The sequence below is a fragment of the Tsukamurella sp. 1534 genome (genome assembly GCF_000312385.1).
GTDB lineage: Bacteria > Actinomycetota > Actinomycetes > Mycobacteriales > Mycobacteriaceae > Tsukamurella.
Genome location: NZ_HE997627.1, coordinates 332967 through 347470 on the forward strand (window position 1 = coordinate 332967; position 14504 = coordinate 347470).

Consider the following 14504-nt stretch of genomic DNA (forward strand, 5'->3'; position numbering starts at 1 on the left):
GGGACGCGGTCCGATCTTCCTCATGTCTGGCATCACTGTGATCGCCGGGCACGACCGAGGAGGACCCGATGCGAAACGCGAGCCGAGACAATCGAATCCGCAGGGCGCTGCTCGTGCCGGTCGCGCTGGTGCCGCTGATCGGGCTGCTGCCGTCCGTGGCGTCCGCCGAGCCCGCGGAGCCGAAGCCGTCGCCCGCGACGACGACCACCACGACGCCGCCGCCGACCACCGCGCGGCCCACCACCGCACCGACCACGAAACCCGCGCCCACGCAGACGCAGGAACCGACGACGCGGCCGAACACTCCCACCACACAGCCGAAGCCCACGATCACGCTCCCGACGACGAAGCCGACGACGTCGACTCCGCAGGGGCCTCCCGGCCGGCTCACCGTGGGTGCGGTGCGGATCGTCGACCCCACCGGCGCCGGCGTCCCGGGAGCGACCGCGTACGTGCGCGGGTGCAGCGGCGGCCCCGGCGCCACCCTCGGCGACGGCGGTGCCACCACGGTGACCGGACCGTGCGTCCAGGCCAAGATCGATCGGGTCCCCACCAACTGGCGCGTGACCGGGCCCAGCGCCATGACGCGCGTCAGCGATTCGGGGCGCGTCGAGTTCCGGTTCACGATGGAGCGCGGCGGCATCGTTCCGCCGCCCACCACGACGCCTCCCCCGCCGCACGGCGCCGTCCGGATCGATCTCGCCGCCCGCGATCAGGACGGCCGGGGCGTCGCCTCCGAATACGCCGTCTCCGAATGCGAGACGGGCCGCCCGCTCGGCGGCGCCCGCACCGACTCAAACGGCAACGGGGGCGGCGCGTTCCCGGGCCGCTGCATCACCGTGGTCCCCACCGCGTGGCCCGCGTCGTGCGTTCTGCTGGGCCCGCACGCCTACGCCCGGGTGGTCGGGAACGGCGTGAACCACTTGCGGTTCCGGTTCCGCTGCGGCGTCACCATCCCGCCCGGTGAGGTGGAGACCGAGGGCGCCCTGGTGAAGACCGACCGGCTGACCGGCGCCCCGCTTGGCGGCGCGCGGTTCGCCATCGCCCGCTGTGAATCGGGCGACGTGGTGCGGTCGGTGACCACCGGCGCCGACGGAATCGCGGCCTTCGCGCTCCCCTCGGGCTGCTACCGGGCCATCGAGACAGTGGCGCCCGCCGGGTACATCCGCGACGGCTCCGGCACCGCGTTCCAGGTGCACCTCACGCCGCGGTTCGAGGTGCGGGTCACCAACGTCAAGATCGACGCCGGTCCGGTGGTGCGCAACCCCGAAGTGCGCGTTCCGATCTCGTCGATCCCGTCCGGCCCCACCCTGAGGGCGTCGTGATCGCCGCCCGACGGTCCGCCGCGGTCGCCGCCGCGCTGCTGCTCCTGGGCGGGTGCGGCGGCGTGGACGGGACGGCGACGCCGGCACCGTCGAATCCGAGCGCCCAGAGCGACCTGCGCCCTCCGGTGAGCGCCGTCGCCACCGAGGCGACCACCCCGGTGCGGGTGAGTACCAGCGGGGCGGACGCGCCGGTGGACGCCGTCGCGACGGACGCGCAGGGGGCGTTGTACCCGCCGCAGGCCGTCGATCGCGTGGGCTGGTGGGTGGATTCGTCCCTCCCCGGATCCGGCAAGGGATCGGTCGTCGTCACGGGGCACGTCGACGACGCCCGCCAGGGCGACGGTTTCGCCAAGCGCTTCAGCGGCCTGGCGCAGGGCGATGCCGTGACCCTGACCGGCAAGGACGGCGCGGCGGTGCGCTACCGGGTCACGCGGACGCTCTCCATCGACAAGGGCCGGCTGCCCGTGGACGACCTCAACCGGCTCGACGGCCCCGAGACGCTGATCCTGGTCACCTGCGGCGGGAAGTTCGTCGGGCCGCCGCTCGGGTACGAGAACAACGATGTCGTCTACGCGGAGCGCGCCTGACGGATCGGCGGTTAGGGTCGAGCCATGCGCATCGATCTCACCGGCCGTACCGCTCTCGTCACCGGATCCACGCAGGGGATCGGGCTCGCCATCGCCGTCGGGCTGGCGCGCGCAGGCGCCCGGGTCGGGATCAACGGCAGGTCCGCCGACCGGGTCGACGCCGCGATCGCCGCCGTACGCGAACGGGTTCCACAGGCCGAAGCGGTTCCCGTGGTCGCCGATGTCACGGTCGAGGTGGAGGCCGAGCACGCGATCTCCGAGCTCGGCCGCGTGGACGTGCTGGTGAACAACCTCGGCGTGTTCGGGGCGGAGGATCCGCTGGAGATCACCGACGACGAGTGGCGGCGATACTTCGAGGTGAACGTGCTCGCCGCGGTGCGCCTCACCCGCCTGGTGCTGCCCGCGATGACGGACCAGGGCTGGGGCCGGATCCTCAACGTGGCCAGCGATTCCGCGATCGTCATCCCCGCGGAGATGATCCACTACGGGGTCTCGAAGACGGCCCTGCTCGGCGTCTCGCGCGGCTTCGCGAAGGCCGCGGCAGGCACCGGCGTCACGGTGAACTCGGTGATCGCGGGCCCCACGCACACCGGCGGCGTCGAGGACTTCGTGTACCAGCTGGTGGACCGCGACCTGCCGTGGGAGGAGGCGCAGCGCGAATTCATGCGCCGGCACCGGCCGCAGTCGCTGATCCAGCGGCTCATCGAGCCCGAGGAGATCGCCAACATGGTGGTGTACCTCAGCTCGCCGCTCGCGTCCGCCACCACGGGCGGCGCCGTTCGGGTGGACGGCGGCTACGTGGACTCCATCCTGCCCTGATCCGGGCGGGATCAGGCCAGCTCGATGAGCTCCTGGTACTCCTCGTTCCAGTGGTCCTCGGTGCCGTCGGGCAGCAGGATCACCCGCTCCGGGTTCAACGCCTCCGCGGCGCCCGGGTCGTGCGTCACCAGCACCACGGCCCCCTCGTAGGAGCGCAGGGCCTCGAGCACCTGCTCGCGGCTGATCGGGTCCAGGTTGTTGGTGGGCTCGTCGAGCAGCAGGACGTTGGCCGCGGAGGACACCAACCCGGCCAGCGCCAGACGGGTCTTCTCGCCGCCGGACAGGGTGCCCGCGGGCTGCTCCAGCTGCGGCCCGGTGAACATGAACGCGCCGAGGAGGCCGCGCAGGTCCTGCTCCCCCGCATCCGGCGAGGCGTGCCGGATGTTGTCCCACACCGAGGCCTCGTCGTCCAGGGTGTCGTGCTCCTGCGCGAAATAGCCGATCTTCAGCCCGCGGCCCGGTTCGAACCCGCCCACATCGGGGGTCTCGACACCCGCGAGCAGCTTGAGCAGGGTGGTCTTGCCCGCGCCGTTGAGGCCGAGCACCACCACGCGCGAGCCCTTGTCGATCGCGAAGTCGACGCCGGTGAAGATCTCCAGCGAGCCGTAGGTCTTGGTGAGGTTCTTGACCATGAGGGGCGTCTTGCTGCACGGTGCGGGCGCGGGGAACTTGATCCGCGCGGTCTTGTCCTCCACCCGCACCTCGTCGAGCTCGCTCATCATGCGCTCGGCGCGGCGCAGCATGTTCTGCGCGGCCACGGCCTTGGTGGCCTTGGCCCCCATCTTCGCGGCCTGCACCCGCAGCGCCCCGGCCTTCTTCTCGGCGTTGGCGCGCTCGCGCCGGCGCCGCTGTTCGTCGGTGGCGCGGGCGTCGAGGTACTTCTTCCAGCCCATGTTGTAGACGTCCGCCTCGCCGCGCACGGCGTCGAGGAACCACACCCGGTTCACCACGTCGTTGAGCAGGTCCACGTCGTGGCTGATCACGATGAGGCCGCCGTCGTGGTTCTGCAGGAAGCCGCGGAGCCAGCCGATCGAGTCGGCGTCGAGGTGGTTGGTGGGCTCGTCGAGCAGCAGGGTGGTGTCGGACTTGCCGCCCGAACCGTCGGATGCGGCGAACAGGATGCGCGCCAACTCCACGCGGCGCCGCTGGCCGCCGGACAGCGTGCGCAGCGGCTGCTCCAGGACCCGGTCGGGCAGGGCCAGACTGTTGCAGATCCGGGCGGCCTCGGATTCGGCGGCGTAACCGCCGAGCGAGGAGAACCGCTCCTCGAGGTTGCCGTACTTGCGGACGGCGGTGTCCAGCTCGTCGCCGACCAGCTCGGCCATGCGCACCTGCTGCTTCTGCATCTGCGCGACGATCCGGTCGAGCCCGCGCGCGGAGAGCACGCGGTCCTTGGCCAGCACGTCCAGGTCGCCCTCGCGGGGGTCCTGGGGCAGGTACCCCACGTCGCCGGAGGAGATGATGCGCCCGGCGTACGGCTCGCCCTCTCCGGCGAGGATGCGCATCGTGGTGGTCTTCCCGGCACCGTTGCGGCCGACGAGGCCGATCCGGTCCCCCGCCTGCACCCGCAACTGATCCCCGGGGGCGGTCAACAGGGTGCGGACCCCGGCGCGCACTTCCAGGTCGGTTGCAGTGATCACAACGGTCCAGCTTACCGGTCCGACGGTCCGCTTCTCATCTCCGTTTCGCCGGTGGTGACGGGTTTCACCGCCGGCAGCGGCGCGGGCGTGCGGAGGACCAGCCGCCGGGCGGGATCGCGTTTCGCCTCGTACAGCGCCGCATCGGCCTGGGCCACGGCCTGCGCGAGATCCGAGGCACGCAGTCGCGGGAGGACGACGGCGCCGACACTGGCGTCGATCGGCGAGCGCACGGCGCGGACGCCGACCAGCCGCTCGAGCAGGGCGACGACCGCGTGCGCCTCGGGCACCGACTCCCGCACCGCGACCACGACGAACTCGTCGCCGCCCATCCGCGCGACGACGGACCGCGGCAGCCCGGAGCGCAGCAGCGCGCCGACCCCGACCAACCGTTGATCGCCCGCGAGGTGTCCGTGTGTGTCGTTGAAGAGCTTGAACCCGTCGAGGTCCAGCACCGCCACCGCGGTGGGCCCCTCCTCGCGCTCGACGACCCCGCGCAGGGTCGACTGCATCCCGAGCCGGTTGTAGAGGCCGGTGAGCGCGTCCCGGTTGCCCTCGGCGACGATCTGCCCGATCCCGCGCCGGCCGGATTCCACCACGAACTGCACCAGCATCGGCAGGGCGAACACGATCGCGAGCGCCGGCGCGAGGGTCGTGTACAGATCGCCCAGCGAGTACCCGTCGAGCGCCATCGTCGCGACCGTCGCCCCGGCGACCGCCACGACGGAGAACACGCAGTGCAGCAGGAGGATCCGCCATCCGAGCAGGAACGCGGTCATCATCGCGAGCATGCCGAGGTAGGTCGTCCCACTGATCCTGGCGGGGCCCGCCTGGGCGAGGCATCCGGCGAACAGGCACACATCGGCCACCGCCACGAACCGGATGGCGTCCCGCGCGGCCGGCTTCCGCAGCGCGAGCCACCAGACGCCGAGCACGGCACTGGCACTGGAGGTGGCGACGAACACCGCCATCGCGGCGGGCGACTGGGGCCGGGCCGACGAGAACAGGACTCCGATGCAGAGCGGGACCATGAGCAGCGCCAGGCCGCCGACGGCGGCGCGCAGGGCCAGTCCGCCGCCCTGCACCCGCAGCCACGAGGTCGCCGCCGCGTACTCCGCCAGTCCGGCCTCGCGCCAGGCCGGCCGATCCCCGAGCCTGCGGGCGATCGCGCGGAGCACGGCCGACACCGTCGGCTTCCGGCGGGCGCCGCCGAGGGCGCGACTCACCTGCCGCCGTCGAATTCGATATTCACGGTCCGGAACCCTACCGGGCGAAAGTCCCAGCCACGTCGCAACCCACAGTGTGCACTTGCAACCGAATCGTGGTGTGCTACTGCAACAGTCGCGACTCACCGCACGGCGTGCGAGCTCGCCTCCCGGACCACGATGTGCACGCGACGATCGCGCTTGGCCTCGTACAGCGCGGCGTCCGCATCGGCGACCGCCGCTTCCACGGCCGGCCGGGTCGGCTCCTCGAGGATGACCGCGCCCACGCTTCCGGTCACCTCCGGCGGCTCGTCCTCGGAGCCCGTGACGAGGCGGCGCAGGGCGCGGATCACGGTGTCCGCGCCGTACCGGGAACTGCGGAACGCGACGACGATGAATTCGTCTCCACCCAGCCGGGCGATGAGCGCACCGTCGACTCCCGCGCGGAGTCTGCGGGCGGTCTCGGCGAGCTTGTCGTCCCCCGCGAGATGCCCGTAGGCGTCGTTGAACGCCTTGAACGAGTCCAGGTCCACGATCGCCACGACGCACAGGCCCGTCCGCTGCCTGCGCAGCAGGTCCTGCTGGGCGGCGCGCAGACCCTGCCGGTTGTAGAGCCCCGTGAGCGGGTCCCGGTTCCGCTCGGTGAAGACCTTCCCCATGCCCATGCGCCCGAACTCCACGAGCACCTGCACGATGATCGGAAGCCCGACCTCCATGGTGACCGCGGGTGCGACGTACACGTAGAGGTCGAGCACCGTGACCCCGTCCTGAACGACGGAGACCGCGACGTACGCGGTGATCACGGCGAAGGCGAACAACGCCTGCAGGACCAGGGCCCGCCACCCCAGGAGGAACGCCACCAGCATGGCGATCATGCCCAGGTAGATGGTCCCGCAGATCCTGGACGCGGGAGCGCCGAGGACGACGGTCCCGAGCACGATCAACAGATCCGACAGGACGATGAAGGTCACCGCCTCCCGGAACGTGTGATCGCGCTTGACCGCCCACCACACGCCGAGGAACACCGCCGCCACGATCGCGGCGACGTACAGGCCCGTCCGCAGCGGCCCGGGCGGCCCCAAGGGGTGCCAGACCATCGGCAGGCCGACGGGGAGCATGAGGATCGCGAGGCTGCCGACCACCACGTGCATGGCGATCCTGCCACCGGGAAACATCGAGATGCCGCGCCACATGAACGCGAACTCGTGGCGGCCGGCGCGCCGCCACGCGCCCCAGTCGGTGAGCGCCCGCACCACGATCCTCGCGAGCCGGCCGGGCGTCATCGGACGTCGGCGGCCGATTCGCGCGTCCGACGGGAAGCCCGCCCGTTCATCGCCCCGTTCGCCCACGAGCGGGGATTTTACTCGCGGAAAGCGGCTTCCCGGAGCACGACGGAGGCGATCGCGCTGCGTTTCGCCGCGTACAGCGCGCCGTCGGCGTTCATGACCCAGTCGGCGTGGTCGTCCACCCCCGCGCCTCGGGCGATCACGATGCCGAGGCTGCCGGCGATGCGCGCGTCGGCACCGGCGCCGCGGGGCGCCATCAGTGCGCACAAGCGGTCGACGGTACGGCGCGCCTCCTCGCGCCCAGGACGGACCGCGAAGACCTCGAACTCGTCGCCGCCGTTGCGCGCGACGAGTACCTCGGGCACCGTGTTCAGCCGGCGCGCGACCTCGGTGAGCAGGGTGTCCCCCGCCGCGTGGCCGAACTCGTCGTTGAACCGCTTGAAGGCGTCGAGATCGAGGATCGCCGAGACGACGACGGAGCCCGGGCCGGCCTTCCGGGCCATCACCCTGCGCATCCCGAGCACCATGCCGCGGCGGTTGTAGACGCCGGTGAGGCTGTCGACGTACCACTCGCGGGAGATCCATTCGACACCCCGCCGGCCCGTCTCGACGACCACCTGGATCATCACGGGCAGGCCGACGACGGTGATCAGAGCGGGCGTGGCGAACACGAACAACTCGCCCAGGCTACGGTCCTCGACCGTCACCGCGTACGCGGTGAGCGCGGTGATGACGACGAACGCGAAGGAGCAGTGCACCAGAAGGATCCGCCAGCCGAGGAAGAAGGCGGCGAACATACCCGGCATGGCGAGGAGCACGGTCCCGGCGACGCGGCCGGTCGGGCTCGCCCCCGCGGCGATGGACGCCGTCATGAGGATGTCGGACAGGACGAGGAACCACCGGGCTCGGCGCACCGTGGGCCACGGCCCCGCGATCCATTCGACGCCGAGGACGAAGCCCCACACCGACGCCACGAACTGCACCACCCGCGCAGGGACACCCTGCGGGCCCAGCGCGTTGAACTGCATGATCACAGCGATCGGGAGCAGCAGGATCGCGAGGGAGCCGATCGCGTACTTGAGGAACCGGCCGGCCCGCAGCGATCGGAGGGACTCGGTGGCGAAGGAGTACTCCTCGGCACCGGCGTCGCGCCACGCCCCCCGGTCGGTCAGGCGCCGCCAAGCGCGGCGCGCGGCGACGGCACCGTTACGCGCCCCGTCGGACACCGGCGGCCAGCTCGGCGGTCAGGGAACGCACCGCGTCCAGCGAGTCGCCCGCCGCACTGACCAGAGCGGAGCCGACGATGACGGCGTCGGCGTACCCGGCGATCTCCGCGGCCTGCTCCCGCGACCGGACGCCCAGCCCCACGCCGACGGGGATGTCGGACACGTCGCGCACCCTGGCCACCAGTTCCGGTGCCACGTTGTCCACCGCGTCCCGGGCGCCGGTGACGCCCATCGTCGACGCCGCGTAGAGGAATCCCGACGAGGCGTTCGCCGTCATGGCGAGGCGCTCCGGCGTCGAGGAGGGCGCGACGAGGAAGATCTTGTCGAGCCCGTGCCGGTCGGCCGCGTCGATCCACTCGTCCGCCTCGTCCGGGATGAGGTTGGGCGTGATCATGCCCCGGCCGCCGGCCGCGGCGAGATCGCGCGCGAACGCCTCCACGCCGTACTTGAGCACCGGGTTCCAGTAGGCCATCACGACCGGAGCGCCGCCCGCGTTCGCCACCGCCTCGGCGTAGGAGAACACGTCGCGCACCCGGATACCCCCGCGCAACGCGTCGTCCGCGGCGCGTTGGATCACCGGCCCGTCCATCACGGGATCGCTGTAGGCGACACCGATCTCGACGATGTCGGCGCCCGACTCCACCATCGCCACGACGGTGTCGATGCCGGCCTGCTTCGACGGGTAGCCGGCGGGGAGGTAGGTGACCAGCGCGGCGCGGTCCTCCGCCCGGCACTGTTCGAAGACGGGTGCCAGTGCGCTCACTTCACGTTCCCTTCGCTGTTGCGGGTCTCGGTGTTGAGGTCCTCGCCGACCACCTTCTGGCCGACCACGTCGCCGTGGCCGTCGAGCAGCCCGAACCACTTCCCCGCCGTATCCACGTCCTTGTCGCCGCGCCCGGACAGGTTCGCCACGATCACCGCATCCGGTCCCAGCTCGCGGCCCACCCGGAGCGCTCCCGCGACGGCGTGCGCGGACTCGATCGCGGGGATGATGCCCTCGGTGCGGCACAGCAGCGCGAACGCGTCCATCGCCTCGGCGTCGGTCACCGGGATGTACTCCGCGCGGCCGGACTCCTTGAGCTGCGCGTGCTCCGGCCCCACGCCCGGGTAGTCCAGGCCGGCGGAGATCGAGTGGGACTCGATGGTCTGGCCGTCGTCGTCCTGCAGCAGATAGGAGTACGCACCCTGGAAGGCGCCGGGCGTGCCGCCCGTGAACGTCGCGGCGTGGCGGCCGGTCTCCACGCCGTCGCCCGCGGCCTCGCAGCCCACGAGCCGCACACCCGCGTCGCCGATGAAGGGATGGAAGACGCCGATCGCGTTGGACCCGCCGCCGACGCAGGCGACCACGGCGTCGGGCAGGCGGCCCTCGGCCTCGAGGATCTGCTCGCGGGCCTCCATGCCGACGACCCGCTGCAGGTCGCGCACCATGAGCGGGAACGGGTGCGGGCCGGCGGCGGTGCCGAAGCAGTAGTACGTGGTGTCAGCGTTGCTGACCCAGTCGCGCAGCGCCTCGTTGATGGCGTCCTTGAGCGTCGCGGACCCGGAGGCCACGGCGATCACCTCGGCGCCGAGCAGCCGCATCCGGGCGACGTTGAGCGCCTGCCGGTCGGTGTCCACCTTGCCCATGAAGATCACACAGTCGATGCCGAGCAGGGCGCACGCGGTGGCGGTGGCGACGCCGTGCTGGCCGGCGCCGGTCTCCGCGATCACCCGCGTCTTGCCCATGCGCTTGGCGAGCAGCACCTGGCCGAGCACGTTGTTGATCTTGTGACTGCCGGTGTGGTTGAGGTCCTCCCGCTTGAGGTAGACGCTCGCGCCGCCCGCGTGCTCGTTGAGCCGCAGGCACGGGTACAGCGGCGACGGGCGGCCCGTGTACTGGCGCTGCAGCCGGTCCAGCTCGTCGAGGAATCCGCGGTCGCTGCGCACCTTCTCGAACTCCGCTGTCACCTCGTCGATGACCGCCATGAGCGCCTCCGGCACGTGGCGGCCGCCCCACACGCCCCAGTGCCCGCCCCCGTCGGGCTCGAAGGCCGATCGTTCGGACAGTCCACTGCTGGCGTTAGGCAAGCTCACGCCCCCAAGTATTCCTCACCCGGTCAACGGGGATTCAGGGCGGAGCGGCACGCTGCCCTGCATCAGTCGGCGGCACGTCCGGTACAGCGACGCGCGGACCGCGCGACCGTCGTCATCGACCTCGGCCTCCGTCGCGAAAACCCCTGAGGGGCTCCCGATCCGGAGCGCCCCGTCCCGATCCCGCGCGGTCCGCGCGACCACTGTCCCCGGAAGCGCGTCGGCGACGGCGGCGCACAGGGCGGTGGTCACGGGGATCGCGCGGTGCACCTGCCCCGAGGAGATGGTGCGGACGCTCAGGTCGTAGGCGTCCGCGCCGACGGGCGTCCCGTCCAGAGTGGAGTACGCAGACGGCGGCGCCACCACCGCCACCTTCGGCGCGGCGAACGGCGCACCGTCGGGCGTCGCGCACAGGCCCATGACCACCGCGGCGCGGCACCGCACCTCCTCCAGGCGGGACAACACCCCGGGCAGGGACTCGAGCTCGGCGACGGTCTCGTCACCGCGGATACCCGCGGCCTCGGCGGTCACGAACACCACCGGGTTGCCGGCGTCGACGAGCGATGCCTCGATCGGCCCGTGGCGGGTGTCGATCCGCTCGGCCTCGGCACCCGAGGGCAGCAGGCGGCCCGTGCGCGAACCGCCCGGGTCGAGGAAGTCGAGCCGCACCGGGGCTCCGGCCCCGCCGACGCCCGGGATCGCGAGGTCGCCGTCCACCCGCGCCGTCCCGTCGGCGACCTCGAAGTGCGCGTCGATCGTCTTACCGGTGTTGGTGTTGTACATCCGGACTGTCGCCGCGCCGTCCGGCCGTTCCACGACGCCCTGATCGACGGCGAACGGGCCCACAGCCGAGGCGAGGTTGCCGCAGTTGGACGAGTAGTCGACGATCGGCCGGTCGATCGCGATCTGCGCGAACGTGTAGTCGACGTCGACCCCGGCGCGCCCCGACGGGGCGACGATCACCGCTTTCGACAGCGACGACAGGCCGCCGCCCATCCCGTCGAGTTGGCGACCGTACGGGTCCGGCGATCCCATCGCCGACAGCAGGAACGCGTCGCGGCACCGCGGGTCGCCGGGAAGCTCCCGTTCCTCGAAGAAGAGGCCCTTGCTGGTGCCGCCGCGGATGAAGGCGGCCGGTATCCAACCGTCGCGGGGCATCCGTTTCCTCCTCACCCGCCGCGCGCCGGCGGGTCAGCGTCCGGTGGTGGCGCGGGCGACGAACTTGAACCGGTCGCCGCGGTAGACGCTACGGGTCCACTCGAGGGCCGTCCCCTCCGGATCGCGGCCGAGCCGGTGCACCATCAGCAGGGGGTGGCCGATCGGTACGTCGAGCATGTCCGCCTCGTGCGGGGCGGCGAGGGCGGTCTCGACCGTGTCCTCGACGGCCGCGATCTCGCGGTCGTAGTGCACGCGCAGGGCCTCGTAGAGCGAGGCGTCGGCGTGCAGCCGGCCCGCCAACCCGCGCAGCGGGCCCCGCAGGTGGGCGACCTCGATCGCGAGCGGTTCGTCGTCCACGATGCGCAGCCGGGTCACCCGGTACACCCGCGCGCCGCGCGGGAGCTCGAGCGCGGCCTGGGTCTCCGAGTCCGCGGTGACGTGCTCGACCGCGATGACCCGCGAGGTGACCGATTTCCCGTCGACGCCGAAGTCCTCGCTGAGCGACGTCAGTTGCCGCACGCGCACCACCTTGGGCGGCGCGACGTAGGTGCCGCTGCCGTGCTCGCGCCGCAGCACTCCCTCGGCGGAGAGCTCCGCGAGCGCTTTGCGCAGGGTGGTGCGCGAGACACCGAGTTCGTCGGCCAGCCTCCGTTCGGCGGGCAGGGTGTCGCCGTGGCCCAGCGCCGCGATCCTCTTCTGAAGCTCCAGCTTGGCGCGGAAGTAGCGGGGCGGCTGCGTGCGGGACCGGTCTTCCAGGGTGTCCACCATGTGTTCCACATTACCCCTTGACCGTAGAAGTGGTCTATGCCACTCTTAGTCCACCGGAATTGGTATAGACCACTTCCGGCAGGACCCCCAAGGAGAATCATGAGCACTACACCGGCTGTGAAGTCGAGTGCCGTCCTCGTCGGCGTGGCCGCCGCGAGCCTCGGCGTGATCTACGGGTACGACACGTCGAACATCGCCGCGGCGAAGGACTTCATCCGCGCCGACTTCCACCTCGGCGACACCATGACCCAGGCCCTCGTCACCGTCGTCATCGTCGGCGAGATCCTGGGCGCGCTCGTGGGCGGCTGGTTCGCCAACAAGGTCGGGCGGAAGAAGGCGATGGTCTCCGTGGCTACCGGCTACACGCTGTTCGCCCTGTTCGGCGCCTTCGCGCCCACGGTGCCGCTGCTGCTCGCCGCCCGCTTCCTACTGGGCCTCACGGTCGGCGTCTCCGTGGTGGTGGTCCCGGTGTTCGTCGCCGAATCCGCCCCGGCGAAACGGCGCGGGGCGATGCTGGTGGCGTACCAGTTCGCCACCATCTTCGGCATCATCCTGGGTTACGTGCTCGGCTACCTCCTGGCCGATACGAACCACGCCTGGAAGTGGATGCTCGGGCTCGCGGCCGTGCCGGCCATCGCGGTCGGCCTGGTCCTGCTGCGGCTGCCGGACACCGCGCGCTGGTACATGACCCGCGGCCGCGAGCAGGAGGCACGCGCCGCCCTCACCTCCGTCGAACCCACCGCCTCGGCCGCCGAGATCGAGTCGGAGATGGACGAGATGCGCGCCCAGCTGTCCGACGAATCCGGCGGGAAGCTCGGCCAGCTGTTCCGCGCCCCGTACCTGCGCGCCACCTTCTTCGTGGTCGTGCTCGGCTTCTTCATCCAGATCACCGGCATCAACGCGATCATCAACTACAGCCCCGACATCTTCGCCTCGATGGGCCAGGACGGGAACTTCGGCAAGTACATGCTGCCCGCGTTCGTGCAGCTCTTCGGCCTGCTCGCGGTGATCATCTCGATCTTCACCATCGACCGGTTCGGCCGCCGCCCCATCCTGCTCGGCGGCATCGCGACCATGGTGCTCGCGTTCGCGGTGATGATCCTCGCGTACCAGATGGCCGACGGCGACTTCAAGAGCAGCGAGGCGGCCGGGATCGTGGGCTTCGCCGGACTGGTGCTGGTGACGATCGGCTTCTCGTTCGGCTTCGGCTCCCTGGTGTGGGTGTACGCGGGCGAGGCCTTCCCCGCCCGGCTGCGCGCCTACGGCTCGTCGGCCATGCTCACCTCCGACCTGGTGGCGAACGCGGTGGTCGCCCAGATCACGCTGACCATGCTCAACGGCATCGGCGGCACCGGCACCTTCGCCTTCTTCGGCGTCATGACCGTGCTCGCCTTCGTGTTCGTGCTCAAGTTCGCCCCGGAGACCAAGGGCCGCAAGCTCGAGGACATCCAGCACTACTGGCAGAACGGCGGCAAGTGGCCCGCCGCGGGCGGGGCCGGCGAGCAGGTCGGAGTGGTCGCGCAGTGAACCACGCGGTGATCGGCCTCGACATCGGAGGCTCCAAGACGCAGGCGGTGCGCGCCGAGAACGGCGTGGTCGTGGCCGAGGCCCTCGCGGGCAGCGCGAACATCGCATCGGTCGGGCCCGCGGAGGCCGGTCGCCAGCTCGACATCGCGCTCGCGCGGCTCGGCGTCGACGACGTGGGGGCGGTCTGCGCCGGCGCCGCGGGCGTGGAGACGCCCGCCGGCGCGGCCACCCTCACCCGGCTGCTGGCCGACCGGATCCCGGGCGCGCGGGTCCGCGTGGTGCACGACAGTCAGCTCATCCTCGCCGCGGCGGGCGTACGCGACGGCATCGCCGTCATCTCCGGCACGGGCGCCGTAGCGTGGGGCCGCGCCGGCGAGAGGCACGCCCGCGCCGGCGGCTGGGGGTACCTGCTCGGCGACGAGGGCAGCGGCTACTGGGTGGCCAGGGAGGCGGTGCGCCGCACCCTGATCCGCCTGGATCGCGAGGAGTCGTCGGACCACCTCGGCCAGCAGCTGGCCGCGGACTGCGGCCTGCAGTCGACCGACGAACTACTGGACCACTTCTACGCGCAGTCCGAGCGCCGCTACTGGGCCGGCCGGGCGCGCGTGGTGTTCGAGCTCGCGCAGTCGGGCGATCCGGTCAGCACGGAGATCGTGGATCAGGCCGCGATCGCGTTGACGGGCATCGCGCTGTCGGTGGCGGACCGGATCGGCTCGACGGGGCCGGTGGTCCTGGCCGGCGGCCTCGCGGTGCACCAGCCGGCACTGCAGCGGCGGGTGCGGCACCACCTCGGCCTGCGATCCATCACCGACATGCGCGTCCTCACCGTGGACCCGGTGCGGGGTGCGGTGCAGATCGCGCTGCGGGAGCTCGAGCGGCGCAACGCCAAGGCGTGA

At 71.8% G+C, this 14504-nt stretch carries 13 protein-coding genes; 5 read left to right on the plus strand and 8 right to left on the minus strand.

The window, feature by feature from the left end; genetic code table 11:
* The first annotated feature begins 68 nt into the window (after positions 1-68).
* The 3 genes from BN39_RS22305 to BN39_RS13970 are packed head-to-tail and all read left to right on the plus strand — an operon-like array spanning position 69 to position 2731.
* On the plus strand, positions 69-1325 hold the full coding sequence (locus BN39_RS22305) for a prealbumin-like fold domain-containing protein (protein ID WP_148281500.1): 1257 nt from the start codon (positions 69-71) through the stop codon (positions 1323-1325).
* On the plus strand, positions 1322-1912 hold the full coding sequence (locus BN39_RS13965; RefSeq protein WP_019203039.1) for a class F sortase: 591 nt from the start codon (positions 1322-1324) through the stop codon (positions 1910-1912). The genes BN39_RS22305 and BN39_RS13965 overlap by 4 nt, the downstream gene beginning before the upstream one ends.
* Positions 1913-1936: 24 nt before the next feature.
* On the plus strand, positions 1937-2731 hold the full coding sequence (locus BN39_RS13970; RefSeq protein ID WP_019203040.1) for an SDR family NAD(P)-dependent oxidoreductase: 795 nt from the start codon (positions 1937-1939) through the stop codon (positions 2729-2731).
* Between the two features lie 11 nt (positions 2732-2742).
* Here BN39_RS13970 and BN39_RS13975 read toward each other — a convergent pair whose 3' ends face one another.
* The 8 genes from BN39_RS13975 to BN39_RS14010 all read right to left on the minus strand — a co-directional run bounded on the left by BN39_RS13975 (position 2743) and on the right by BN39_RS14010 (position 12081).
* Positions 2743-4371: an ABC-F family ATP-binding cassette domain-containing protein gene (locus BN39_RS13975; RefSeq protein ID WP_019203041.1), complete on the minus strand. Its 1629-nt coding sequence runs from the start codon at positions 4369-4371 to the stop codon at positions 2743-2745.
* 11 nt (positions 4372-4382) lie between these two features.
* Complete coding sequence (locus BN39_RS22310; protein ID WP_019203042.1) at positions 4383-5594, minus strand: diguanylate cyclase; 1212 nt, start codon at positions 5592-5594, stop codon at positions 4383-4385.
* 122 nt (positions 5595-5716) lie between these two features.
* On the minus strand, positions 5717-6922 hold the full coding sequence (locus BN39_RS13985) for a diguanylate cyclase domain-containing protein (protein WP_148281501.1): 1206 nt from the start codon (positions 6920-6922) through the stop codon (positions 5717-5719).
* 11 nt (positions 6923-6933) lie between these two features.
* Positions 6934-8085: a diguanylate cyclase gene (locus tag BN39_RS13990; RefSeq protein WP_019203044.1), complete on the minus strand. Its 1152-nt coding sequence runs from the start codon at positions 8083-8085 to the stop codon at positions 6934-6936.
* Positions 8066-8848: a tryptophan synthase subunit alpha gene (trpA, locus tag BN39_RS13995; protein WP_019203045.1), complete on the minus strand. Its 783-nt coding sequence runs from the start codon at positions 8846-8848 to the stop codon at positions 8066-8068. The genes BN39_RS13990 and trpA overlap by 20 nt, the downstream gene beginning before the upstream one ends.
* Entirely contained in the window at positions 8845-10170 is a 1326-nt protein-coding gene (trpB, locus tag BN39_RS14000) for a tryptophan synthase subunit beta (RefSeq protein WP_040767995.1), read from the minus strand. Before trpB ends, trpA begins: the two co-directional genes overlap by 4 nt.
* A 3-nt stretch (positions 10171-10173) precedes the next feature.
* Positions 10174-11313 carry a 2-methylaconitate cis-trans isomerase PrpF family protein gene (locus BN39_RS14005; RefSeq protein ID WP_019203047.1) on the minus strand — a complete coding sequence of 380 codons (1140 nt, stop codon included), beginning with the start codon at positions 11311-11313 and terminating at the stop codon, positions 10174-10176.
* Positions 11314-11346: 33 nt separating this feature from the next.
* Positions 11347-12081: a GntR family transcriptional regulator gene (locus BN39_RS14010; RefSeq protein WP_019203048.1), complete on the minus strand. Its 735-nt coding sequence runs from the start codon at positions 12079-12081 to the stop codon at positions 11347-11349.
* A 99-nt stretch (positions 12082-12180) separates the two neighbouring features.
* Here BN39_RS14010 and BN39_RS14015 point away from each other — a divergent pair, with 99 nt between their 5' ends.
* Together BN39_RS14015 and BN39_RS14020 are read left to right on the plus strand one after the other, a co-directional pair.
* Positions 12181-13608, plus strand: a complete 1428-nt coding sequence (locus BN39_RS14015) for a sugar porter family MFS transporter (protein WP_051159020.1) — start codon at positions 12181-12183, stop codon at positions 13606-13608.
* Positions 13605-14504, plus strand: a complete 900-nt coding sequence (locus BN39_RS14020; RefSeq protein WP_019203050.1) for an N-acetylglucosamine kinase — start codon at positions 13605-13607, stop codon at positions 14502-14504. Before BN39_RS14015 ends, BN39_RS14020 begins: the two co-directional genes overlap by 4 nt.

Coding starts and splice junctions, on each gene's coding strand:
- BN39_RS22305 (WP_148281500.1), top strand. CDS start 69: ATGCGAAACGCGAGCCGAGACAATCGAATCCGCAGGGCGCTGCTCGTG.
- BN39_RS13970 (WP_019203040.1), top strand. CDS start 1,937: ATGCGCATCGATCTCACCGGCCGTACCGCTCTCGTCACCGGATCCACG.
- BN39_RS14005 (WP_019203047.1), bottom strand. CDS start 11,313: ATGCCCCGCGACGGTTGGATACCGGCCGCCTTCATCCGCGGCGGCACC.
- BN39_RS14010 (WP_019203048.1), bottom strand. CDS start 12,081: ATGGTGGACACCCTGGAAGACCGGTCCCGCACGCAGCCGCCCCGCTAC.
- BN39_RS14015 (WP_051159020.1), top strand. CDS start 12,181: ATGAGCACTACACCGGCTGTGAAGTCGAGTGCCGTCCTCGTCGGCGTG.